Origin of the sequence: Vibrio sp. VGrn 2 (assembly GCF_009361695.1) — a bacterium.
Lineage (GTDB): Bacteria > Pseudomonadota > Gammaproteobacteria > Enterobacterales > Vibrionaceae > Vibrio > Vibrio diabolicus.
Genome location: NZ_RBWD01000001.1, coordinates 295774 through 318949 on the forward strand (window position 1 = coordinate 295774; position 23176 = coordinate 318949).

Sequence of the window (23176 nt, forward strand, 5' to 3'; positions counted from 1 at the left end):
TAGATATATCGGAACGAAGTGCAAGCGTATTATACGCTCCATCAAGAGTGAGTCTGGTTGAGGTCATCATGATTCAAAGAACAAAAGCAAAAGTAATGGGAGCACCAACTCCGATGGCGGGTTTGGCTCTTGGTATTGCAAGCTTAGGCTGGAGTTGGGAAAACTTCGCCGAATTACATGGCTACGGACAGTGGATTAGTGCGGGTATCGCGAGCGTATTGTTGGCTATATTGGCAACCAAGTTTTTGCTACATAACCATCTATTGAGACAAGATCTTGCTCATCCGGTTGTGGGCAGCGTGGTTCCGACTTTTGCGATGGGCACTATGGTGGTATCGAACTCTCTCGGCCATTTTTACCCATTGGCTGGTGATGTGCTTTGGCTGATTGCAGTGGTTCTGCACATCGTGTTCTTGGTGAGCTTTGTTTACCATCGCGCCAAAGATTTTGAATTGCACCACATGGTTCCTAGTTGGTTTGTACCGCCTGTGGGTATCATCGTTGCGGATGTGTCTTTCTCTGGAAACCCGATGTTAGCACCAGTAGCACAAGGTGCATTGATGTTTGGGATGGTGGCGTACGCGATCATGTTGCCGATGATGATTTACCGTTTCATGTTTACCCATGAAATTCCGGATGCAGCGAAACCAACAATGGCAATCATGGCAGCGCCAGCAAGTCTATCATTGGCAGGGTACTTAACGGTCACTGCGACACCATCACCAGTGATCATCGCTATGCTATTTGGTATCGCGGTATTGATGACAGCCATCATTTACCTCGCATTCTTTAAATTGCTTAGACTGCCATTTAGCCCAGGCTATGCGGCGTTCACTTTCCCGATGGTGATCGGTGCGACGGCGCTGTTTAAAATGGCGAATTGGATGGAGTTGCAAGGATTGGCTGCGCACTATGTTCAACAAGTGCGAGGCTTAGCTGGTCTTGAGTTGATTGTGGCAACATTTGTTGTCTCTTATGTGGCTTTACAGTACATCAACAACTTATTGATTCAGCCACGCTTGATGCACGCTCATCACGCTTAAATAGCAGATAGGAAAAAGCCTCTTGGTCTTACAGCCAAGAGGCTTTTTTATTTCAATCGGCGTCGATGTTGGACGCTAGCCTTTTTTGTAAAATCGCGACATCTCATCCAGAGAATGACGAATGATATCGACAGGAACTTTCTGTTCTTTCTCGACTTTTAACTGGCGATTCAGTTGCTGAGAGTGCCCGCCAGGATTGACCACAAGCATCAGTTCTTTGCCGACCAATGCATAGTTGTAGTAGCTGCCAGCAATATACCAATCGCGAGGGGCAGAACTATCGAACAAGTTATGACCAACGCTGTATGAACTCGTTGTGCCTTGAACGTCAAACAGCGTATTCATCATGGTTGGCACGACGTCGAAATGGGTCGTGCGGTAATCAATTTGGTCTGGTTGACGATTTGGTATGTACACGTAAAGAGGCACATGCACTTGTACGTCACTGTAGTTACCCGTGTGGCCCCAATAGTTCATCTTATGGTCGTTAAACTCTTCACCATGATCAGATGAAATCACCACAATGGTGTTGTCTAAGTCGACGTTTTTCAGTACATCGCCAATCAAGCTATCGATGTAGTACAACGAGTTCTTGTATCGATTGTGGTAAAGCGAAGCGTCAAAATCGTTGTTGAGCAAAATGTGGTCAACGCGTTCCCAGTATGGTTTGAATTTCGCAAATTCAGGTTCGGGAAATACTGTGCCGTGGGCGGCATCGTAGAACAGAAAACCAAAGTACGGTTTGTCGCTGTCCTGCTTTTGGAACTCGATGAACTTGTCTGTGATCTGCTGATCGCGCTCGACGGCCGTTTCTCCAGTTTGTCTCAGAGTCAAGTCCGACACTTTTTTGAATACCGTGCGAGAAAGTGGTGGGCTGGTGAGCGGTGCTGAGCCAAAAATGCCCATGCGGTAGCCTTCTGCTTGCAGCGTATCCATAAAAACAGGAGAGCGTTGGCTTGCGTAAAAGCTTTCCCAGTAGGTCGCTGGCAAGCTGTAAAACAGGCTGAAAATACCCGCTTGAGTTGAGTTGCCGCCGCTCATGTGTTGTGTGAAATTCACTGTCTTTTCGGAGAACTTGCTGACATTTGGCATGATTTCCGGCGTCGCATCACTGTAGCGCCACGCGTCAACCAAGATAAACAAAACATTGGGCTGTTTCTCTTTGCTTTGCACTTGAATCGGCGCAAGCGGGTAGTTGAGTGAGCTACGTTCAATGTTGGTTAACTCTACGCGGTTCTTTGATGCAATGTTCTCATCCACTAGGTCGTGTTTGTAAATAAATTTACGAGCCGTCAGCGGGTAGTAAAGTGGCCAGTTATTCGAAAACTGACTGACTTCATCGTCGTAAAGCGCGTTTTTGTACGCATGAATCATCTGTGTGCTGAGCAATACAGCAAACCAGACGCTGATCAAAACGAACTTAGCTCGGCTTTGTGCCAGTTGATTACTTACCCAAACGGTACAAGCGAGCCCGATCACCAGAACGGCAACTTCACTGATGAAGATTAGCCAACTCATCCAAGAAATATCGAAGACATCACCGCCACCTTCGAAAAACATACGGATTAATAGAGCGTTGATGTGAAGTTTGTATTGCTGAAAAACGAGGATATCGACTTTAAACATGACCAATAGACAGATCGCAATAGCGACCACGATGCCTTTGAATGCTCGAGTCGGTAGAAAAGAGAGCAATAAACTCAACAACATAAATGGAAGAGCGATCAAGCCCAGCCAGCCATATTGAGTCGAAACCAAATAGTAACCTTGCAACAAGGTTAGCGGTTCATTCAGATTGTTAGACAACACAAAAGGATAACAAGCGATCGACAGATACACTGCAAAGCAAGCAAAAAAAGCAATCAGCCAAGCGCTGTTGGAAGACAGTTTGCGAAACATACTTTTTGTTTGTTTATAAATTATGGGTAGAGGGAGTATAAAACAGTGTTTTTTATTATGGAATAGTTGCGACGAATGTCACATTTTGTATGGAGGTGTCAGACTTGATTGACATGTGAAAATTAAGAAGATTCATACTCTATTTGAGTGATATATAACCTTTTGTTTTTTCCGAACGCGAGATCACTGCGGGTTTAAATGGGGCTGTGCTAAGCTAGCTAACAGTTTCAATCGGCGCTCGGTATTCCCAATTTGTTTACTGTTTATCACTCCAACCAAGTTGACGTTCTTAAATCACTCCTTGTCGAACTGATTCGAATCAGTCCGCTGGAAAACCCGTTCGAAAAAGAACAAATTCTGGTTCAAAGTCCGGGCATGTCTCAATGGCTAAAAATGGAATTGGCCAAAGAGTTTGGTGTTGCCGCGAACATTGATTTTCCGCTTCCTGCTACCTTCATTTGGGAAATGTTTACGCAGGTGTTGCCAGACGTGCCAAAACGCAGTGCGTTTAACAAAGAAGCTATGACGTGGAAGTTGATGCATCTGCTGCCGGGGCTTCTCAACCAAGACGTGTTTTCGCCGTTAGCGCAGTACCTCAAAGATGACAGTGATCACTCTAAGCTGTATCAGCTGGCTGAGAAAATTGCCGATATTTTCGATGGTTACTTGGTGTATCGTCCGGAATGGATCGCAAGTTGGGAAGCCGGGCAGAGTGTGCCAGAGCTGGAAGATGAGCATCCGTGGCAGCCGATCTTATGGCAAGCGTTGTACGATCACACTGTGTCGTTAGGGCAGTCTCCATATCACCGCGCCAACCTTTATGAGCACTTTATCGACACGTTAGCGAGTTTTAACGGCAATTTTGACCATTTACCCAAGCGTTTGTTTGTTTTTGGCATTTCTTCGTTGCCGCCTCGCTATATGGATGCGCTAAAAGCAATTGGTGAACACATCGACGTGCATCTGATGTTCACCAACCCTTGTCGTTATTACTGGGGTGAAGTTCGAGATCGCAAATATCTGGCTCGTTTGGCGGCGAAACATCGTCAGCATGTTGTGTGGCAGGACGATCACTCGGAAGTGCAAGGTGAAACTGAGCAACTGAAAGGTTCACTGGAAGATAATGTGATCGATGAGCTGCACACCGATGTGGTCGGAAACAGTCTGTTGGCATCCATGGGTAAACTCGGGCGCGACAATATGTATCTGTTGTCTCAGCTGGAATCTCATGAAATTGAAGCCTTTGTTGATGTTGAGCGCGACAGTCTGCTCCATCAATTGCAAGCGGATATTCTCAATCTTGAAGAACATCAAGATGACCAACAGATTGAAAACAGTCATCACAAACAAGTGGTTAGCTTGGGTGATAAATCACTGAGCCTACACGCTTGTCACAGCCCGATGCGTGAAGTGGAAGTGCTGCATGATCAACTGTTGGCGATGTTCGATGCTGACCCAACGTTAAAACCGCGCGATATTATCGTGATGGTCGCGGACATCAACGCTTACAGCCCTGCGATTCAGGCGGTCTTTGGTAACGCGCCGGGTGAGCGTTTTATTCCATATTCGATTTCTGACCGAACTGCCGATCAAGAGAGCCCAATTCTGGCTGCATTTATGCAGTTGGTGAACTTACCCAATACGCGCTGTTTGGCATCAGAACTACTCGAACTTCTGGAAACTCCAGCGATATTAAAGCGTTTTGAACTCAGCGAAGATGATTTCTTACAAGCCAAACAATGGGTTGAGGAATCGGGAATTCGCTGGGGGTTGGATGCCAATACCGGACGCGAATTTGAACTGCCGGAAACCCGTCAAAACACATGGCAATTTGGTATTCAACGAATGTTGCTTGGCTACGCGATGCCAGAATCCGCAGGTTTGTTTGAAACCGAGCAAGGCAGTTTGTCTCCGTACAACGAAGTGCAAGGCATGGGCGCAGAGCTGGCGGGCAAGTTGGCACACTTTATCCAACAAATTAGCACTTATCGAAGCAAACTTTCTCATGTTCAAACTATCGATGGTTGGCGAGAGACTTTAGTTTTACTGCTGGATGACTTCTTCTCAGTTGAGTTAGAAGGCGAAATGGCGCTCAAATCCATTCGCGATACGCTCAGCCAAGTCAAAGAGCAATTAGCTGATGCCGCATTTGATGATGCGTTATCGCCGTCGATCATCAGCCAATACCTTCAAAACAAATTATCTGGCACACGAGTCAGCCAGCGCTTCCTTGCTGGTCAAGTGAACTTTTGTACCCTGATGCCGATGCGCTCTATTCCGTTTAGAACCGTTTGTCTACTGGGGATGAATGACGGCGTGTACCCACGCTCCATGCCGCCGGAAGGTTTTGACTTGATGACGGGAAGAACCAAACCGGGCGATCGTTCGCGCCGAGATGATGACCGTTACCTATTCCTCGAAGCGATGTTGTCTGCACAGCAAACGCTCTACATCAGTTATGTTGGCCGTTCAATCCAAGACAACACCGAGCGAGTGCCCTCGGTATTGGTTTCTGAGCTGATGGAATACTGCCACCAAAACTATTGTTTAAGTGGTGATGAAGCGTTGCCCGTTGATGAGTCTGGCGACAACTTGTTAAACGCGTTGGTGAATACCCACGCCATGGTGCCGTTTAGCCCAAGTGCGTTCCAAGGCATGCATGCCAGCTACGCGAAAGAATGGATTCCAGCGGCATTGACTCAAAGTAGTCAATCGCAAGGCTATGTTCGTCGTGATTTTAACCGTGCATTAGACGACTATCTGTTAGGAGCGACGTTCCCACTTGAGCTCGACTTAGTCGAATTGCAACGTTTCTGGCGCTTACCGGTGCAGTATTTTTTCAATCGTCGCTTAAAAGTAATCTTTGAACCGCCACTGCCGGTGATGGAAGACGACGAACCCTTTGTTTTAGGTGGTTTGGAAAGCTATCAAATGCGTGATGAGCTGCTAGAAACCTTGCTTGAAACGACATTGATGCAGCCAGAGAAAAAAGCAGAGGTGCTTAAACACTTTATGAGTCAACAGCGCGCGCAAGGCAAACTGCCGGTGGGAGCGTTTGGTGATATCGAATTTGAAACCAACCGAGTTCAGGCGGAAGAGCTGGTGGATAAACTGGCGTTTTTATCTGGTGCGCCTCAAGACGATTTGGAAATCGACCTGACGTTTGATTCCTTGTTTGAGCGAAATGAAGGCGAAGAGAAAAACGTTCGCCTAACAGGTTGGCTAACTCAATGCTACCAATCCGGTTTGATTCGCTATAGAAGCGGTAAGATTCGCTCGCAGGATTACCTTGCTGCGTGGATCGACCACCTTGCCATGTCGGCGTCGGGTCATGCTAAGAAAACCCACATCATTGGTTACGATCGTAAAGAAGGCGCGCTGCATTTGATCTACCCAGAAATTGCCGATGCGCAGTATGCCAAACAGCTACTGACTGAATTAGTTCGCTTATTCTTCGAAGGCATGACTAAGCCTTTGCCTTATTTCCCGAAAACGGCGTTGGCTTGTGTTGAAGCGGGCTTTAGCCGCGGTCAGTGGGTCGATGACGAAGAGAAATCTTTGAAGAAAATGGCTGACGCATTCAATGATGGCTTCATGAGCCCGGGTGAAGGCAATAATGCGTACATCTCTCGAATTTGGTCAGCTTGGAATGATGAGTTGGCCTCAGAAGTTCGTTTGCTGACAGCATTAGTTTTGCAAGGTGCGCGCTTAGCGATTCAAGACGCTGATGACGTAAAAGCGTAATAAAGACAGTTGGATAAAGAGAAGGAAGAGTAGGGTGGCCGCCAGAAAATCATTATTTTTTGTAGGGCGTTCGCTGTACGGCCACAAGGTCAGAGGGACCATGATACTTTTGTTTAATTCATTTGAGTTGTGCCGCCAAAAAGGTTTGGCTTATCTCGTGGGGCGCATACTAACGGTACGTCTTATGGATAACCGTGAGAAAGATCTCACAAAGCTCTAAATTATCCAACTTGTTAAACATATTAATAGAATTTTTAACTATAGATCACATTTATTAGGTGATACGTCCTAGTAAATAATCCGGAGAGATTCAGCGTTATGGATCAAATGTCAGGTGCAGAGTGTCCTCTACATACGTTAGACCGCACAGAGCAACCTCAACCAACGCCACTAGAACCGATGACGTTTCCTCTGCATGGTGCGAGGTTAATCGAGGCATCAGCAGGCACAGGTAAAACCTTCACTATTGCAGGTTTATATCTGCGCCTTTTGCTTGGTCACGGCTGCGAGGAAACTCGACATCGCGTACCGCTTACGGTCGACCAAATTCTGGTCGTAACCTTTACCGAAGCGGCAACTGCGGAATTGCGCGATCGTATCAGGGCAAGGATCCATGACGCGCGAATCGCGTTTGCGCGTGGACAGAGTTCCGATCCGGTGATCCAACCTTTGCTTAATGAGTTTGACGAGCACAAGCAAGCCGCAGAAATTTTATTGCAGGCAGAGCGTCAGATGGACGAGGCGGCGGTCTACACCATTCACGGTTTTTGCCAACGTATGCTAACGCAAAATGCGTTTGAATCTGGCAGCCGATTTAATAACGAGTTTGTGACCGATGAAAGTCACCTAAAAGCGCAAGTTGTAGCCGATTACTGGCGCCGCAACTTTTACCCGTTGCCATTTACCTTGGCTGGAGAAATTCGCCAGCTATGGGGCTCTCCATCTGCGTTGTTGTCTGACATCAGCAATTACTTAACCGGTGCGCCTTTAAGCCTTTCTGTTCCTGCAATGAAAGGCAGTTTGGCTGATCTTCATACTGAAAATTTGAAAAAAATTGATGAATTAAAAGCACAGTGGCGAGAAAGCCAAGATGACTTCTTAACGCTGATTTCAGATTCAGATATTAACAAGCGCAGCTACACCAAAAAGTCTCTGCCGACGTGGTTGGAGGCGGTGAATGCTTGGGCAGCAACGGAAACCACAGGATACGATTATCCAGACAAGCTGGAGAAATTCGCGCAAAACGTCTTGTTGGAAAAAACACCGAAAGGCAGTGCGCCGCAGCATGCGGTATTTGAAGCCATTGAAACATTTCTTGCCAATCCAATCAGCTTAAAAGCGCCACTGCTTGCTCATGCGATTGAGCATTGTCGTGTGATGCTGGCCAACGCGAAAAATCAAAAACAGTGGCTCTCTTTCGATGATTTGCTGACACAACTTTCTGCTTCTATCGATACGGACGAAAGCGAGCTTTTAGCGGCGCGTATTCGTACTTTGTATCCTGTCGCAATGATTGACGAGTTCCAAGATACCGACCCGCTTCAATACAGTATTTTCAGCCGTATTTATCTGAACAACCCGGAATGTGGTTTGTTTATGATCGGTGACCCCAAGCAGGCGATTTATGGCTTTCGTGGCGCAGACATTTTCACTTATATCAAAGCGCGTAACCAAGTAAGTGCCCACTACACGTTAGGAACCAACTGGCGTTCTAGCGCAGATATGGTGCAGGCGGTAAACCAAGTATTTGCTTTGCCAGACAGTCCATTTATCTACGATTCGGATATTCCGTTCTTACCCGTTAAGTACAGTCCCAATGCCGAAAAACGCATTTGGACTATGGGTGGCCAAAAGCAACCAGCGCTGACTTATTGGTTGCAAGAAGCGGACGATAAACCGCTACCAAAAGGCGAGTATTTGACTCGAATGGCAGAGGCGACCGCAAGCCAAATCCAAACCATTTTGACGCAGGCTCAACAGGGGCAAGCGTGTCTGGTGAATGGCGAAAAACAGAAAGCGGTTCAAGCGGGCGATATCGCGGTGTTGGTTCGAACAGGTAGTGAAGGTCGAATGATCAAACAAGCGTTGGCTGATCAAGGCATTGCCAGCGTGTACCTGTCTAACCGAGACAGTGTGTTTACCAGTTCGGTGGCACAGGATTTACAGCGTTTGCTACAAGCAGTGCTGACTCCAGAAAATGACCGTGCGCTGCGTGCAAGTCTTGCCTCTGAGCTGTTTGCCCTCGATGCAGCAAGTTTGGATGCGCTTAATAACGATGAAATTGTGTGGGAAAACGCCGTTAACGAATTCAAAGAGTATCGCAAACTTTGGGTTCAGCGTGGTGTGCTGCCGATGTTGCGCGCGGTGATCAGTAAACGCCATATTGCCGAGCGATTACTAGAAGAAGGTGCGAGTTCACAGGGTGAGAATGGTGAGCGAGTACTTACCGATTTAATGCACATCGGTGAACTGCTGCAACAAGCCAGTAATGAACTGGATAGCGACCACGGCCTGCTGCGTTGGCTCGCTCAGTCTATCAGTGATGCGGAAAACGGTTTGGGTGGCAGTGATGACCAAATCCAACGTTTAGAATCGGAACGTAACTTAGTGCAGATCGTAACTATTCACAAATCAAAAGGCTTGGAGTATGACCTCGTATTTCTGCCGTTTGTGTTCAGCTATCGAGAAGCCAGTGAAGCCAAATATTACGATGCAGCCAATGACCGCACGGTACTGGATATCACTGGCAACGATGCGTCCATGAAGCAAGCGGATAAAGAGCGTTTGGCGGAAGACTTACGCTTGATATACGTGGCACTAACGCGAGCTGTGTATGCGTGTTTTATTGGAGCCTCGCCTTTGCGCAATGGTCGTTCGACCAAAGAGCCAACTGGCGTACACCGCAGTGCGATTGGCTATTTGATTCAGAATGGTCAAGAAGGTGGCATTAACGATTTGCACCAAGGTTTAACAAAGCAACAAGACGAGCTTGATTGTGTCGTTGTGGCCGATCCGCCGCAGCAACTCGAAGAGAAGTACGTAGCGCCACAAGAAGAAATACACGATCTTAGCGCGAAAGAACTGCAAAACCCTATCGACAGAAACTGGCGCATCACCAGTTATTCTGGCTTGGTCAAGCAAGGCTCTCATCACGCCGAGCATGATGCCACGATTGAGATTACGGGTTTTGATATCGACTCATCTGAAGAGCAAGACGAAGCGGATTTGGTGGAGCCAGAGCGCTCTATTTTTATCTTCCCTCGTGGTGCGCGTCCGGGTACGTTCCTGCACAGCCTGTTTGAGGAAATTGAATTTACTCAGCCAGCCACGACGGAAGAGAATACACAAATCATCCTTGGTTTGATGGAAAGCGAACAGCTCGATGAAGAGTGGTTACCCATTTTACAGCAATTGATTGATACCGTACTCGCAACGCCATTGGATGGTAAGTCTTTGCTGCTGAATCAAAAAGCACCGTCGCAACGTTTGGTGGAGATGGAATTTTTGTTGCCGATTGAAGTTTTGTCTGCACCGGCGTTAAACCGAGTCATTCAACGTCACGATCCGTTGTCGGCGAAAGCGGGGGATTTAGGTTTCCAAACCGTGCAAGGCATGCTCAAAGGTTTTATCGACTTGGTGTTTGAACATCAAGGTAAATACTATGTGCTTGACTGGAAATCGAATCATCTTGGCGACGATGTGACGCACTACCATGGTGAGGCTCTGAAATCGGCCATGGCTGATCACCGCTACGATTTGCAGTACCAGATTTATGCATTAGCACTGCATCGTTTCCTACGCAGCCGATTGGCGAATTATCAATATGATCATCACTTCGGTGGCGTGTATTACTTGTTCTTGCGCGGCATGGATGGGCAGAGTGACCACGGCATTTTTGCCGCGAAACCAACCTTAGAGTTCTTACAAGAGGTGGATCGTTTGATTGATGGTCAAGCACTTGAAACGCGCTCAACTCAAGCCGGGCAGATGGAGCTACTTTAATGACTACAAATCACAATCTTCATTCTGGCCAAGATAGTTTATTGGTAGTGCTGGAACGCTTGGCGCACAAAGGTGCTATTCGTCAGCTCGACTACCAATTCGCCTGTTTTATTGATTCTCAAACGCATGATGAATCGTCGGACAGCCAAGCACTGGCGTTTATCGCTGGTGTTGCCAGTAGTGAGCTTGGCAAAGGACATATCTGTCTGTCTCTGTTCGATGCGCAAGGGCAATCTGCGGATTTAGCCAGTAAGTTAGGGCTGTTTGGTGAGTCGGCATTGGCGCTCAATACACAGTTGCAAGGCATAGACTGGATTCAAGTATTACAAAATTCCAGCTTGGTCGGCGCGCAAGGAGAAGCCTTACCGCTGATGTTCGATGGCGAGCGTCTGTATCTGCACCGCTATTGGCATTATGAAGTGACACTGGCGGAAAAGCTTAACCAGTTGGGCGCCGCAGTTAACTTGCAAGCGCAAGAGTTTTCGCGATTATCCGAGTTGCTCAACCATTTGTTTGCACGCCAATACTATTTTCTGTTTAACGCGTTAGGCAAAGCAGTAGAAGCGGGAAACAGCAACCAAGTGTTGCGTCAACAATTGGTGTGTGACCACCTTGATGTGGTCGCAAGCGAATCGTTGGATTGGCACGCCATTGATTCCGTGCTTAGCAATGCGCGCAAGGTTCAGGACTTGCAAACACTGAATGAACTTGTGCCACTCTCGGCTTGCGTGAACTGGCAAAAAGTCGCGGCGGCAGTTGCGTTAACTCGTCGATTTGCTGTGATTTCTGGTGGCCCAGGTACGGGTAAAACGACGACGGTAACCAAATTGCTTGCCGCTTTGATTGAACAGGCGACGCACGAGAAAAATCTAACCATCAAGCTGGTGGCCCCGACGGGGAAAGCGGCGGCGCGATTAACCGAGTCCATTGGTAAAGCAGTGCAAGAACTGCCAGTTTCTCCGGAGCTAAAAGCTAAAATTCCGACTGAATCGAGTACCTTACATAGGTTGCTGGGCGCGATTCCTAATAGCGCAGAATTTCGTCACAACAAGCAAAATCCACTGCATTTGGATATTTTAGTTATCGACGAAGCGTCGATGGTTGATTTACCAATGATGTACAAAGTGGTCGATTCCTTACCGAAACATGCGCGGCTGATTTTGTTAGGTGATAAAGATCAACTTGCCTCAGTTGAAGCAGGGGCAGTGTTGGGTGATATCTGTTCGTTCCATGCATTGGGCTATGGCAAAGAGCAGGCATCAGCCATCGCAAAACTGACGGGTTTCGATACTTTAGCGCATACGGGTAACAGTGCATCTAGCATTGCCGATAGTTTATGTATGCTGCAAAAGAGCTACCGATTTGATGCTCGCTCAGGCATTGGTCAGTTGGCAAAAGCGGTTAACTCAGGTTCTGCTGCGAGCGTAGATAATGTCTGGGCGAAAGATTTTTCTGACATCGAACATTTCGCGCTAAGTAGCCAACATTACAACCAAATGATGCAGACGTTGGTGCAGGAATACGGTCGTTACCTCAAACGCATTGGACAACAAGAAATCGATCCTAAAACCGGAGAGCCAGAGTCGCTAACGCACAAAGCCAAAGCGGTGTTAGATACTTTCAACCAATGCCGACTGCTGTGCGCGATCCGTGAAGGTGACTTTGGTGTAGCGGGACTAAACCAGCGTATTGAGAAAGCACTCGCGGCGCGCAAGTTAATTCAGGTTCAGGATGAAATTTGGTATCACGGCAGACCCGTCATGGTTACGCGTAATGATCACGGTCTAGGTTTGTATAACGGTGATATCGGTATTTGCATGCGAGATGACAGTGAAGAAGAACCACGTTTGAAAGTCTTTTTCGAGTTACCTGACGGCAGTGTGAAATCGGTCTTGCCAAGCCGAGTACCTGAACATGAAACGGCTTACGCCATGACCATCCATAAATCGCAAGGCAGTGAATTTGACTACACTCTGATGATATTACCACCAGACTTTAGCCCGATATTAACCCGTGAGTTGATTTACACAGGCATTACCCGCGCGAAAAAGCGCTTAGCTCTTTACGCCGAACTCAATGTTCTGAAGCGAGGCATTAAAGTGAAAACGGCTCGTGCGAGTGGGTTAGTAAAGCGGCTTACCAACTAAAACAAGAAGACCGAGCTTATGGCTCGGTCTTCTTTTATGCATGTTTTGCAAACGCATTGGTAAAAGATACGCTGCGTATTTTGTATTGCTGTTGATAAGCAAGAATAAAATCTCGGATAGCGTCATTTACGGGGAAAACACAGTGGACGTCTAGGCCTTCTAAAAACTGATTGTCAGCCATATCCCAGAAGCTTTGAAGCGAATTACAAATGATTGTTCTCATAACAGTGCTCGTCTCGGCTTATTTAAAGTCAGATTAACAACTGTCCTTGGTACGCAATACGGAGCTAACTAGTTTTTCAATTGCCCAGTATTTTAGGGTGAAGGCTACATTTCATCACCTAGATCCATTCGTATTGGTTAAAAACCAATCACTAGCGAGCAGAGTATAGCCAACCAAATGTATATTTAAAAGATAAAATTGGAACGAAAATTAAGCAATGGTTTGCGCATTTCTAAGTTGGTGTTTACATGATGACTCGCTAGCTCGAAGCAGGATTTATGTGAGGCCTTACTCCAAAACAAACTTGATGTGCAGGATTGAGCGTCAATGAGCAGAATCCCGCACCTTGAGGTGTTGGTATAGCGGAACGTTAAATTTTGCTTCGTGATTTAAGGTTAAGCTACAAATCTAGCGCTAAGATTTTTGACTTACGCTGGAAGTTATATAGTCCTTGTTTGGCTCCGGGCAAATAGTCGACACTGACTTCGTAAAAACCTTGCTCTCTGAACCAATGCAGACTGTGTGTCGTGAGGACAAAGATTTGATCAATGGTTTCGGATTTAGAACGATGTTTCATGTAGTTGAGCAGTAACAAACCTCGGTTCCCATCACGATAGTCAGGGTGAATCGCTACGCAAGCCATCTCTGCTTTGCGCTCTTCTGGGTATGGATAAAGGGCTGCACAGCCAATAATCAGACCGTCTTTTTCGATAATGGTAAACTTTCCAATCTCTTGCTCTAGCTGCTCTCGAGAGCGCCTAACGAGTACACCTTGTTCTTCTAAAGGACGAATGAGGTCTAAGATACCGCCAATATCGTCAATATTGGCTTGCCTCACTTGTTCAGCGCTCGCCATAACGACTTGGGTTCCGATACCGTCGAAAGAGAACAACTCCTGAATTAGGGCTCCATCTACTTTATAACTGATCAAGTGGCTGCGAGGTACTCCGGCACGGCAAGCGGCAATAGACCCTTTAAGAAAGCGCAGTGTCCCAGTGTTGTAATCTAGGTCAGGAGACGTATTTTCAGAGAGCGTTTTGATGACATGCTCCGCCTCAATTGGCAGCAACTCGGCGACAGCATTACCGTTGTCATCAATGACCCCTTGTTCTGAACAGAAACCAATCAGTTTGTCTGCGCCTAATTTGATCGCCAGTTGTGTCGCAACTTCTTCAGAAAGTAAGTTAAAACACTCGCCAGTCACAGAGCTCGCAATGGGGCCAAGTAGCACAATAGAGCCTTGATCAAGAGTGCGGTTGATAGCATCGGTGTCAATGCGGCGAATACGTCCACTATGGCAATAGTCCACACCATCATCAACGCCGAGTGGTTGAGCAATGATGTAGTTGCCGCTAACGACATTGAGCTGGGTACCTGCCATCGGAGTATTGTTGAGGCTCATTGATAGGCGCGCAGTAATCGCAAGCTGAAGTTGTCCGGCAGCTTGCATAACAACAGATAAAGCCGATTCATCGGTAATGCGGATATTTTTGTGGTAAGGCGTAGTGAGGTCTTGTTTTTTTAGCAGCTGATTAATTTGAGGACGTGCACCATACACCACCACGACTTTGATTCCGAGGCTGTGCATGAGTGCGATATCATTAATAATATTGCCAAAATTTTTGTGTGCGACGGCTTCTCCGCCCAGCATGATCACCATGGTTTTTCCGCGGTGAGCATTGACATAAGGTGTTGATTGACGGAATCCTTTTACGAGAGCAGTACTACGAATTTTCACTACAGCCATTCCTTTGTTTAATTATGTTAAAATAATGCCTTTTTATTCACTTAGTGGCAAGGTGAAATTTTGGAATAAAGCACAAACATATTGAGGTAGGTTCTTGGTCCCGTTGAAGGGGAGAGTTACAATGAGCGCGTCTTTTCTCAATACGTGAACCTCATGTCTTCTGCTGTTAATAAGAATGCTGCGATCACTGCTTCAAATCTGTCAAAAACGTCATCTAAATCAATGCTTCGTAAGTGGCTAGAGCGTTCTCTTATGCTTATAGCGATAGTTGGAACCGTTGTCGTGTGCATGCTGTATAGTGATTTGATTACTCGAACCATTAATCCGCCTATTCCTAAATCGACTATTTATGGCCGCTGGGTTGAGCAAGATGTTGCGCCTTATGCTCGTGAAGAATTTGTGTTGAGTGAGCACGGTGTTACTGTAAATGGTTCTACAGTGGCGACCAGTTTTGAATTCGATGGGGATTCGTTTTCGTATCGAGTGGGTTCAAATGAGCGGCACTTCAATTTTGTGGGTAAGCAGCATGCAGAAATGAAGCTGGATGCCAATGCACATTATCTACCTGTATTCCGTTTAGAGGGGCGTGCAAGGATTGCGGTAAGATAGTCGTTTTTATCATTGTCTTTTAAGCAGAGAGTCCTTGCGTCTGTGAGTCACATGGATGATCACAATTTCATCTCTCAATCAGTAAATCTTACTTTCAAACATAATCCGGACAATTCCGTAATTCTTCCGCTGTTATCATGTTGCATTAACTGAATGAATTCACAACGAGTAAACGGATTGGCTTAGCGTTGAAACATTTTGTCGTTGCTTTTCAATTGCGTCGTATGCATTTGTTTGCCATCCTTTTGCTATTCTCTTTTACGGAAAAGACACGTGTTAAAAAAACTCCTTCCTATTATCTCTTTGAGCCTACTCTTTGGCTGTGCTCAACAAAATGATCGTGCTCAGCAATATCTTGATGGTGAGTTTCCTCAGATCCTCAATCAAGTGGATGTGGTTGAGTCTAACAAACCACGCGATTTTACTGAATTTAACAAGCAAGCTGAGCAAGTGGTGATAAAGTCACCATCCATGGCGAAGATGTACCAACCGTTATATCAACGATTAAGAGAGTGGGCGCAACAGAGCGGAGATACCAGTGCGTTGAGTGCGTTTGGCATTCAAGCCGCGCAATTGGGTGGTGGTGATAAAAAAGGTAATGTGTTGTTTACCGGATACTTTTCTCCCGTGATGGAACTGCGTCATACACCAAACGACATTTTTAAGTACCCAGTTTATGGCAAGCCAAACTGCTCATCAGATTGTCCGACTCGCGCGGAGATCTACAATGGAGCACTAGATGGACAAGGTTTGGTGCTAGGTTACGCGCCTAATCGTATCGACCCATTTATGATGGAAGTGCAAGGCAGTGGCTACGTGCATTTTGAAGATGATGATACGTTGGAGTACTTTGCGTACGCGGGTAAAAACAATAAAGCTTACGTCAGCATTGGCCGCATTTTGATTGAACGTGGTGAAGTCCCGCGTGAAAAAATGTCCCTCAAAGCAATCAAAGAGTGGGTGATGGACAACGACGATGCGACAGTGCGCGAGTTGTTGGAGCAAAACCCTTCTTACGTTTTCTTTGCGCCAAAAGCAGAAGCGCCAGTAACAGGCTCGGCTGGTATTCCGTTGTTGCCAATGGCCGCTGTCGCGGGTGACCGTTCTATCTTACCAATGGGTACGCCAATCTTGGCGGAAGTGCCACTGTTGAATGCTGATGGTACGTGGAGTGGTGCGCATCAACTGCGAATGCTGATCGTTTTAGACACTGGTGGTGCGGTAAAACAGAACCATTTGGATCTGTATCATGGCATTGGTGCGAGAGCAGGAACGGAAGCAGGGCACTACAAGCATTTTGGTCGAGTGTGGAAACTTGGGTTAGAAAACTCACCAACTCAAGCGCCTTGGGCTTTACCGCCAGAAAAGCTACAATAGTCGTCCAAGAGAGAGGAACACTCTCTTATCTAGACATTTCATCAAAGAGTGCGTATAAATCGCACTCTTTGTTTTTCTATCGATCATCTGGACTTCAATATGCGTGAACTCGATACCCCAGCATCTGACAGCTACAATCAACGCTTTGGCGGCACTCGTCGTCTTTATGGCAACAGCGAAGTGGACATTCTTCGCGCTGCACACGTTTGTGTGATTGGTATTGGTGGCGTGGGATCATGGGCGGTGGAAGCGCTGGCTCGTACAGGGATCGGTGAGCTAACTCTGATTGATATGGACGATGTTTGTGTCACGAACATTAACCGCCAAATTCATGCGATGACGGGCACCGTTGGCCAAAGCAAAATTGAAGTGATGGCCGAGCGTGTCAAATTGATCAACCCAGAGTGTAAAGTCAACCTGATTGATGATTTCATCACGCCAGACAATCAACATGAGTACTTAAGCAAAGAGTTTGATTACGTGCTAGATGCGATTGACAGCGTAAAAGCGAAGGCGTCTTTGTTGGCGTATTGCCGCAGCAACAAGATCAAAGTGATCACTACGGGGGGCGCTGGTGGTCAGGTTGACCCAACGCAGATCATGGTCGCTGACTTAACGAAAACGATCCAAGATCCTCTAGCGAAGAAAATCAAAGACACCTTGCGTCGTCATCATAACTTCCCTAAGAATCCGGCTCGTAAGTTTGGTATTGATTGCGTGTTTTCAACCGAGCAGCTGAAGTACCCTCAAGCAGACGGTTCAGTGTGTGGTGTGAAGTCGACAGCGGAAGGTCCAAAACGTATGGATTGCGCTAGCGGTTTTGGTGCGGCGACTGTCGTAACTGCAACGTTTGGCTTTGTCGCGGTATCGCGAATCGTTGAGAAGTTGATTTCAAAATATAAGAAGTAAACTAGAAGAAGAGCGCATCATGACAGATTTTCCCGTTTCTCCATTTGGTACAGATATCACCAGCGAAGACATTGTAGCGACTATGCAGCAATTTAAAGGCTGGGAAGATCGTTACCGTCAGGTTATTCAGTGGGGTAAAAAGCTGCCACAAATGCCAGAAGAGCTGAAATCAGAACAAGTTACCGTTTCGGGTTGTGAAAGCTTGGTGTGGTTAGTGAGCCAAGATCAAGATGGCGTTTGGCATTTTTGTGCGGACTCCGATGCGCGTATCGTCCGTGGATTGATTGCCTTGGTGATGGCGGCTTATGACGGAAAAACGGCCGATCAAATTCAAGCATTTGATATTGATGCTTATTTTGATCAACTGGGGCTTGTCTCCCATTTAAGCCCGTCACGTGGTAATGGTTTGAAAGCTATTGTAGAGCAGATTAAGCAAACCGCCGTGTAACGAGTCATTTTCCCAATTTAAAAAAAACGCCGAATAGCCTAGCTGTTTGGCGTTTTTTGTATCTGAGTTGAGATATTTTTTGCATGTGGATAAAAAGTATGCAAATGGTCGACTATTTTAGCGTTAATTAACCATTCTATTGATCCTGGTTCATTATATTGCCCACTTGGTTTTTATAAACTCAATTGTATTTAAAATTTGTCTATATTAGATAATAGACATATGCCCCATTCGCTCCTATTCCCCAATGTGGAAACACACTTGGAAGCGATTGGGTTACTTAGATACAAATGCTAGGAACCTCCCTATATGCAATTCACCTTGGAACATGCGCAAGACGTGTTATCCGGAATGCCAGACCCCACTTTTATTCTGAGTGAAGATGGTATCTATATTGATGTTTTTGGAGGAACAGATAAAAAAGCCTATCACGATGGAAGTAATTTGATAGGTGAGACGCTGCACAGCGTACTTGAGAAAGATAAAGCTGACTGGTTTATCGAACAGATAAATCGGTCACTGAAACAAGACAGTATTGTGACGATCGAGTACAAGATGTGCGCCGACAGCATTCAGGGAATAGATGCTAACAGTGGGCCAAGAGGCGACCTATACTACGAAGGCAAGATCTGCCCACTCGCTATAAAATACCGAGGTCGTCGCGTTGTCCTTATTCTTACACGCAACATCTCCAATCGCCACCGAGTTGAAACCCTTCTTCGCCATCAAAGCCAAATTGATGCTCTTACCAACATCTACAATCGACGTGTCTTTTTCGAAAAGCTCACAGAAGAAGTTATTAAATCCCAAGCTCCGGATTATCACTCCGCGTTGTTATTATTTGATTTGGATTTTTTTAAAGTCATCAATGATAAACGTGGTCATGATGCGGGGGATTATGTCTTAGAGACGTTAGCTGATTTGGTTTCTCACTTACTCGTCAAAGACGAAATTTTCGCAAGAGTCGGAGGGGAGGAGTTTGCGATTATTTTGCCAGAAACTTCTCTGTCGGCGGCGAAAGAGGTAGGAGAGGAAGTACGTTCCCACATTCAAAATTGTCAGTTCGAATTTGAAAAGATTGAAATTCCGGTCACGGTGAGTGTAGGCGTGGTGGAAATAGGCAGAAATGAAACCACCAAACGTTTGTATGCGCATGCAGATAAAGCGCTTTATGCTGCGAAAAGAAATGGCAGAAATTGCGTGGCGACTCTGGATAGGCAGATGGAGTAACCTTGTTGGTTACTCCAAATCAAACCGTTGGGGTTATAGCATGTCGACGGCTTTTTCTACGGCGGCGATGAGTCTATCCACATCTTCAGCCGTGTTATAAATACCAAAAGAAACGCGTACCGTGCCTTTAACGTTTAGCGCATCCATCAATGGGTGAGCGCAGTGGTGTCCTGCTCGTACCGCAATGCCTTGTTGATCGAGCAGCGTCGCCATGTCTTGGTGATGAACGCCGTCCATGACGAATGTCAGTACAGAGGCGTTCGGTTGGTAGCCTAGAATATGAATGTCATCCAACGCGCTTAGTGCTTGGTAGGCCTTATCCTGAAGCACATGGAGATGATCCTCTACTTCGTGATGGTCAAAACCTTGGTACCACTCAATGGCTTTCGCTAGAGCAATCGCGCCCGCAACGTTTGGTGTGCCCGCTTCAAATTTACCAGGAAGTGCAGAAAACGTCGTTTTCTCGAACGAAACGCGTTCAACCATTTTACCACCGCCGTGCCATGGTGGCATGGCTTCCAAAAGTTCAAGCTTGCCGTATAAAACGCCAATACCTGCTGGCGCATAAAGTTTGTGACCTGAGAAAACGTAAAAATCGATATCTGATACCGATAAATCAAGCTGCTCATGGACGATGCCTTGAGCGCCATCAATCACAACAACCGCGCCAACGCTGTGCGCTAGTTCAGTGATTTTTTCGATAGGTTGTCGTGTGCCCGTGACGTTGGTGATTTGCGCACAAGCAACAATTTTACAGCGGTCAGACAGAAGCGCCTCAAATGCGCTGATGTCGAACTGGCAATCTGATGTCATTGGAACTTTTATGACTTTGGCGCCCGTTTGCTCTGCCACGATTTGCCAAGGCACGATGTTAGCGTGGTGCTCCATCTCGCTAATCAAGATCTCATCACCCGGTTGTAACGTGCTGCGGGCGTAAGTCTGAGCAATTAAGTTCAATGCTTCGGTTGCGCCCCGTGTCCAAATGATCTCTTTAGAGCTGTTTGCACCAATAAAGTTTGCCACTCGTTCTCGTGCCGCTTCAAATTGGCTGGTGGCATTAGCCGTTAAACTATGACTGCCACGGTGAACATTGGCATTTTGCGCACTGTAGTAATGACTGATGACATCAATCACACATTGCGGTTTTTGCGTTGTCGCTGCGCTATCTAGATACACTAAGGGCGTATCGTTGACGGATTGATTTAGAGCGGGAAATTGCTCACGTACAGCATTTACGTCAAACATTATTCTTCACCAAGCTTATGGTAATGCAGAGTAGGCAGAGGGATCATTGGTTCAGCAACTGACCATGCGTGTTTTTTACCTGAGAGTTGAATGATTACTTCCATTGCGAACTCTAAAGCAGTGCCCGGACCTTGACTGGTGATCAGGTTGTGATTGATATCAAAGGTCACGCGTTTGCTGCGCCACTTCTCTTCCGGGATATGTGACTGAAAGCTCGGGTGACAGGTCATCAGTGATTGTGGGAAAAGATCATGGTGTTGCAATACTAACGCCGGTGCTGCGCAGATAGCAGCGACCAATTTTCCCTCATAGATGTGCTGCTTAAGGATTTCTATCATCACCGTGCTATCACGAAAAATTTCTGCACCACCAACACCACCAGAAAGCGCTATGGCGTCAAACTCATCATCAGCGATATCGACCAGCTTACAATCGGCTGTTAGTGTGACTCCGCGAGAAGCTTTCATCGTCAATGAGCCATCAAAAGCAGCACTCGCTACCGTAACGTCATAACCCGCGCGAACCATCATGTCGATAACGGTGACGGCTTCCATTTCTTCGGTGCCCGGAGCGATTGGCACTAAGATTTTCTTACTCATTGTTCTGTCCAGCTTTGTTCTATTTGTTTGATGCGTTGGTAAAGTTTTAAATTCTCAGGCGTATTGATGCGATGTTTCTCGGCAGCCTTCAACAAGTATCCGGTTATAAAATCAATTTCCGTTCGACGCTGATGGAATACGTCTTGTCTCATTGAAGAATAGTTCTCAGCTGTGGCGTTCACCACTTGCATTACCGTATCGAAAAGAGAGCGAAACTCGATAGCAATACCTTCTTTACTCATTACTTCAACCAGTTCTTGAGTGATGCTTTCGAGTTGTATCTTAAACTCGGGCTGCGCAAGCTTACCATTCTTACACTGGTGAATCGCAGTCAGTGGGTTAATCGCGCAGTTAATTGCTAACTTAGTCCATAACGCAGATTGGATGTGTGGATTCCAAATGGCCTCTGGAAGGGCATGATGCATAACATCTTGCAGAAAAGCGCACTGCATTCCCTTGTCATTATAACCACCCACTTGCGTTGTTCCGTGACCAGTATGCAGTACGTGTTGGTTATCTGGTTTGTATGCGCCGTGCGTCGTTGTGGCGAGCACTATCGGATTGTTTGGCAGAGCCTTCTCCACGCCAGAGGCGGTACCCATACCATTGTGCATCAGCATGATAATCGTGTCTGCGTTGATATGAGGCAGTAAAGGCTGAATGGCGTCTTCCACTTGCCAAGCTTTTACCGTGATCAAAATGAGATCCGCTTGATTTACGGAGGAAATATCTTGATTACTGAATACGATTGCGGGTGTGTCATCCAACTGAAGTGATTGTTGGCTCTCTGAACTTCTTCCCCACAATGAAACATTGTGCCCGGCAAGCTGAAATTTTGTTGCCCAGAGTGAGCCCACCGCACCTGGACCGAGGATAAGGATATTCACCAAATGCTCTCATTAAAAAGGTTTGCTGCAAGGATAATGAGGGAAAAAAGGAAAGCAAATAAAAATGGCGCCTAGAGGCGCCATTTTTGATGAAACTTAGTGGTTCAATTAGAACTTGTAAGTTACAGCTACATAGTGACCTACACCAGAAGACTCTGGCTTATGACCCCATGGTAGAGCTTCGCCATCTTTAAAGCCGTATACGTCTTTGTATAGCTTCAGACCGTAGCCAACAGCAAAGCGGTCAGAGTGCCAGTAGATGCCGTTGAACATAGCACCGCCGTTAGATGCTGTAGTGTTGAACTTATTGCCTTTGTCGTCATCCATACCGAATTGGTAATCAATGTAACCTTGGTAAGAAATGAATGAGCCGTTCTCGAAGAAGTAGAATGGTTTGAACCAGTTAGTTGAAACTTGGAAGCCGTTCCAGTCTTTTTTGTTGCCATCGTATGTACCGTAAAGGTTTAGGCCAACTTTGCCGAACCAAGGTACCATTACGTCAGAACCTAGACCGATTTTTTGAGAGTTAACATCAGAGTTACCACCCCACTCGATTAGAGTTGCAACGTATAGCTCTTGAACTGGACCGAAAGATAAGTCTTTACCAGTTACCGCATCTAGAGACATACGTGGAGCAAATTTCATGAAGATTTTCTCGCCACCAGCTTTGTCGCTGCCTGGATCAGAAGCTAGGTTGAATACGTCAACGTAGCCGTATAGATCGAAAATACCAGAGCGACCGCCAAATTCCATCTCTAGGTAATCATGAGAAGATTCAGCATAACCTTTCTCGTTGAATGCACCCATTAGGTTAAATTGCATCCACTTGTAATCGTTTTTGTGGATATCGCCGTCAGAGTAATCTGCCGCCATAACTGGAGCTGAAGTAGCCGCTAGAAGGCTAAGAGCTAAAAGTGATTTACGCATAAGGGGACTCTCTATGTTTGTAATGATTCAGAACACGCAATCTGTGCTGCGCTTTCCAATTGGCGGGAATAATAGCGATAAAAATCCCAAATGAAAGTGATAAAGGGTGCAAAATTGAACGTTTTTGGTGAGTTGCGTCA

Annotated in this window: 16 protein-coding genes; 9 read left to right on the plus strand and 7 right to left on the minus strand. The window is 46.3% G+C overall.

Annotated elements, in window-relative coordinates; genetic code table 11:
• Nucleotides 1–68: 68 nt before the first annotated feature.
• Nucleotides 69–1043 (plus strand): TDT family transporter, encoded by a 975-nt coding sequence (locus tag D8S93_RS01420; protein WP_005484954.1) that lies wholly within the window; start codon nucleotides 69–71, stop codon nucleotides 1041–1043.
• A 75-nt stretch (nucleotides 1044–1118) separates the two neighbouring features.
• Here the strand turns inward: D8S93_RS01420 and D8S93_RS01425 are convergent, their stop codons facing one another.
• Nucleotides 1119–2942: a DUF3413 domain-containing protein gene (locus D8S93_RS01425; protein WP_152811707.1), complete on the minus strand. Its 1824-nt coding sequence runs from the start codon at nucleotides 2940–2942 to the stop codon at nucleotides 1119–1121.
• Between the two features lie 252 nt (nucleotides 2943–3194).
• Between D8S93_RS01425 and recC the strand changes: the two genes are divergently transcribed.
• The 3 genes from recC (at nucleotide 3195) to recD (ending at nucleotide 12835) form a co-directional block, all read left to right on the plus strand.
• Complete coding sequence (gene recC / locus D8S93_RS01430) at nucleotides 3195–6686, plus strand: exodeoxyribonuclease V subunit gamma (protein WP_152811709.1); 3492 nt, start codon at nucleotides 3195–3197, stop codon at nucleotides 6684–6686.
• Between the two features lie 327 nt (nucleotides 6687–7013).
• A complete protein-coding gene (gene recB, locus D8S93_RS01440) occupies nucleotides 7014–10688 on the plus strand; it encodes an exodeoxyribonuclease V subunit beta (protein WP_193621566.1) in 3675 nt (1224 codons plus the stop codon).
• On the plus strand, nucleotides 10688–12835 hold the full coding sequence (gene recD, locus D8S93_RS01445; RefSeq protein WP_152811714.1) for an exodeoxyribonuclease V subunit alpha: 2148 nt from the start codon (nucleotides 10688–10690) through the stop codon (nucleotides 12833–12835). The genes recB and recD overlap by 1 nt, the downstream gene beginning before the upstream one ends.
• Nucleotides 12836–12869: 34 nt before the next feature.
• Here the strand turns inward: recD and D8S93_RS01450 are convergent, their stop codons facing one another.
• A complete protein-coding gene (locus D8S93_RS01450) occupies nucleotides 12870–13058 on the minus strand; it encodes a hypothetical protein (RefSeq protein ID WP_005380230.1) in 189 nt (62 codons plus the stop codon).
• 400 nt (nucleotides 13059–13458) lie between these two features.
• Nucleotides 13459–14796, minus strand: coding sequence for an amino-acid N-acetyltransferase (argA, locus tag D8S93_RS01455; RefSeq protein WP_053809817.1), 1338 nt, complete (start codon nucleotides 14794–14796; stop codon nucleotides 13459–13461).
• Between the two features lie 162 nt (nucleotides 14797–14958).
• On the opposite strand from argA, the gene D8S93_RS01460 reads away from it, so the two are divergent.
• The 5 genes from D8S93_RS01460 to D8S93_RS01485 all read left to right on the plus strand — a co-directional run bounded on the left by D8S93_RS01460 (nucleotide 14959) and on the right by D8S93_RS01485 (nucleotide 19378).
• Nucleotides 14959–15414, plus strand: a complete 456-nt coding sequence (locus D8S93_RS01460; RefSeq protein ID WP_041852897.1) for a DUF2850 domain-containing protein — start codon at nucleotides 14959–14961, stop codon at nucleotides 15412–15414.
• A gap of 273 nt (nucleotides 15415–15687) precedes the next feature.
• Nucleotides 15688–16791: a murein transglycosylase A gene (mltA, locus tag D8S93_RS01470; protein WP_319802945.1), complete on the plus strand. Its 1104-nt coding sequence runs from the start codon at nucleotides 15688–15690 to the stop codon at nucleotides 16789–16791.
• Between the two features lie 99 nt (nucleotides 16792–16890).
• On the plus strand, nucleotides 16891–17700 hold the full coding sequence (gene tcdA / locus D8S93_RS01475) for a tRNA cyclic N6-threonylcarbamoyladenosine(37) synthase TcdA (RefSeq protein WP_005380241.1): 810 nt from the start codon (nucleotides 16891–16893) through the stop codon (nucleotides 17698–17700).
• 19 nt (nucleotides 17701–17719) lie between these two features.
• Nucleotides 17720–18148 carry a cysteine desulfurase sulfur acceptor subunit CsdE gene (gene csdE / locus D8S93_RS01480; protein WP_152811720.1) on the plus strand — a complete coding sequence of 143 codons (429 nt, stop codon included), beginning with the start codon at nucleotides 17720–17722 and terminating at the stop codon, nucleotides 18146–18148.
• Between the two features lie 309 nt (nucleotides 18149–18457).
• A complete protein-coding gene (locus tag D8S93_RS01485) occupies nucleotides 18458–19378 on the plus strand; it encodes a GGDEF domain-containing protein (protein WP_046874992.1) in 921 nt (306 codons plus the stop codon).
• Between the two features lie 33 nt (nucleotides 19379–19411).
• Here the strand turns inward: D8S93_RS01485 and csdA are convergent, their stop codons facing one another.
• From csdA to D8S93_RS01505, 4 genes are all read right to left on the minus strand, one after another.
• Nucleotides 19412–20623 carry a cysteine desulfurase CsdA gene (csdA, locus tag D8S93_RS01490; RefSeq protein WP_152811722.1) on the minus strand — a complete coding sequence of 404 codons (1212 nt, stop codon included), beginning with the start codon at nucleotides 20621–20623 and terminating at the stop codon, nucleotides 19412–19414.
• Nucleotides 20623–21222 carry a DJ-1 family glyoxalase III gene (locus D8S93_RS01495; RefSeq protein WP_006742560.1) on the minus strand — a complete coding sequence of 200 codons (600 nt, stop codon included), beginning with the start codon at nucleotides 21220–21222 and terminating at the stop codon, nucleotides 20623–20625. The genes csdA and D8S93_RS01495 overlap by 1 nt, the downstream gene beginning before the upstream one ends.
• Nucleotides 21219–22109, minus strand: coding sequence for a 2-dehydropantoate 2-reductase (gene panE / locus D8S93_RS01500; RefSeq protein WP_319802946.1), 891 nt, complete (start codon nucleotides 22107–22109; stop codon nucleotides 21219–21221). The genes D8S93_RS01495 and panE overlap by 4 nt, the downstream gene beginning before the upstream one ends.
• 108 nt (nucleotides 22110–22217) lie before the next feature.
• Nucleotides 22218–23036, minus strand: a complete 819-nt coding sequence (locus D8S93_RS01505) for an outer membrane protein OmpK (protein ID WP_006742558.1) — start codon at nucleotides 23034–23036, stop codon at nucleotides 22218–22220.
• Nucleotides 23037–23176 lie beyond the last annotated feature (140 nt).

What these genes read in the sequence shown, in the direction of transcription:
- D8S93_RS01460 (WP_041852897.1), top strand. Translation starts at nt 14,959, where the DNA reads ATGTCTTCTGCTGTTAATAAGAATGCTGCGATCACTGCTTCAAATCTG.
- D8S93_RS01485 (WP_046874992.1), top strand. Translation starts at nt 18,458, where the DNA reads ATGCAATTCACCTTGGAACATGCGCAAGACGTGTTATCCGGAATGCCA.
- recB (WP_193621566.1), top strand. Translation starts at nt 7,014, where the DNA reads ATGTCAGGTGCAGAGTGTCCTCTACATACGTTAGACCGCACAGAGCAA.
- D8S93_RS01495 (WP_006742560.1), bottom strand. Translation starts at nt 21,222, where the DNA reads ATGAGTAAGAAAATCTTAGTGCCAATCGCTCCGGGCACCGAAGAAATG.
- recD (WP_152811714.1), top strand. Translation starts at nt 10,688, where the DNA reads ATGACTACAAATCACAATCTTCATTCTGGCCAAGATAGTTTATTGGTA.
- D8S93_RS01450 (WP_005380230.1), bottom strand. Translation starts at nt 13,058, where the DNA reads ATGAGAACAATCATTTGTAATTCGCTTCAAAGCTTCTGGGATATGGCT.
- csdA (WP_152811722.1), bottom strand. Translation starts at nt 20,623, where the DNA reads ATGTTTGACGTAAATGCTGTACGTGAGCAATTTCCCGCTCTAAATCAA.
- D8S93_RS01505 (WP_006742558.1), bottom strand. Translation starts at nt 23,036, where the DNA reads ATGCGTAAATCACTTTTAGCTCTTAGCCTTCTAGCGGCTACTTCAGCT.
- csdE (WP_152811720.1), top strand. Translation starts at nt 17,720, where the DNA reads ATGACAGATTTTCCCGTTTCTCCATTTGGTACAGATATCACCAGCGAA.
- D8S93_RS01420 (WP_005484954.1), top strand. Translation starts at nt 69, where the DNA reads ATGATTCAAAGAACAAAAGCAAAAGTAATGGGAGCACCAACTCCGATG.
- D8S93_RS01425 (WP_152811707.1), bottom strand. Translation starts at nt 2,942, where the DNA reads ATGTTTCGCAAACTGTCTTCCAACAGCGCTTGGCTGATTGCTTTTTTT.
- tcdA (WP_005380241.1), top strand. Translation starts at nt 16,891, where the DNA reads ATGCGTGAACTCGATACCCCAGCATCTGACAGCTACAATCAACGCTTT.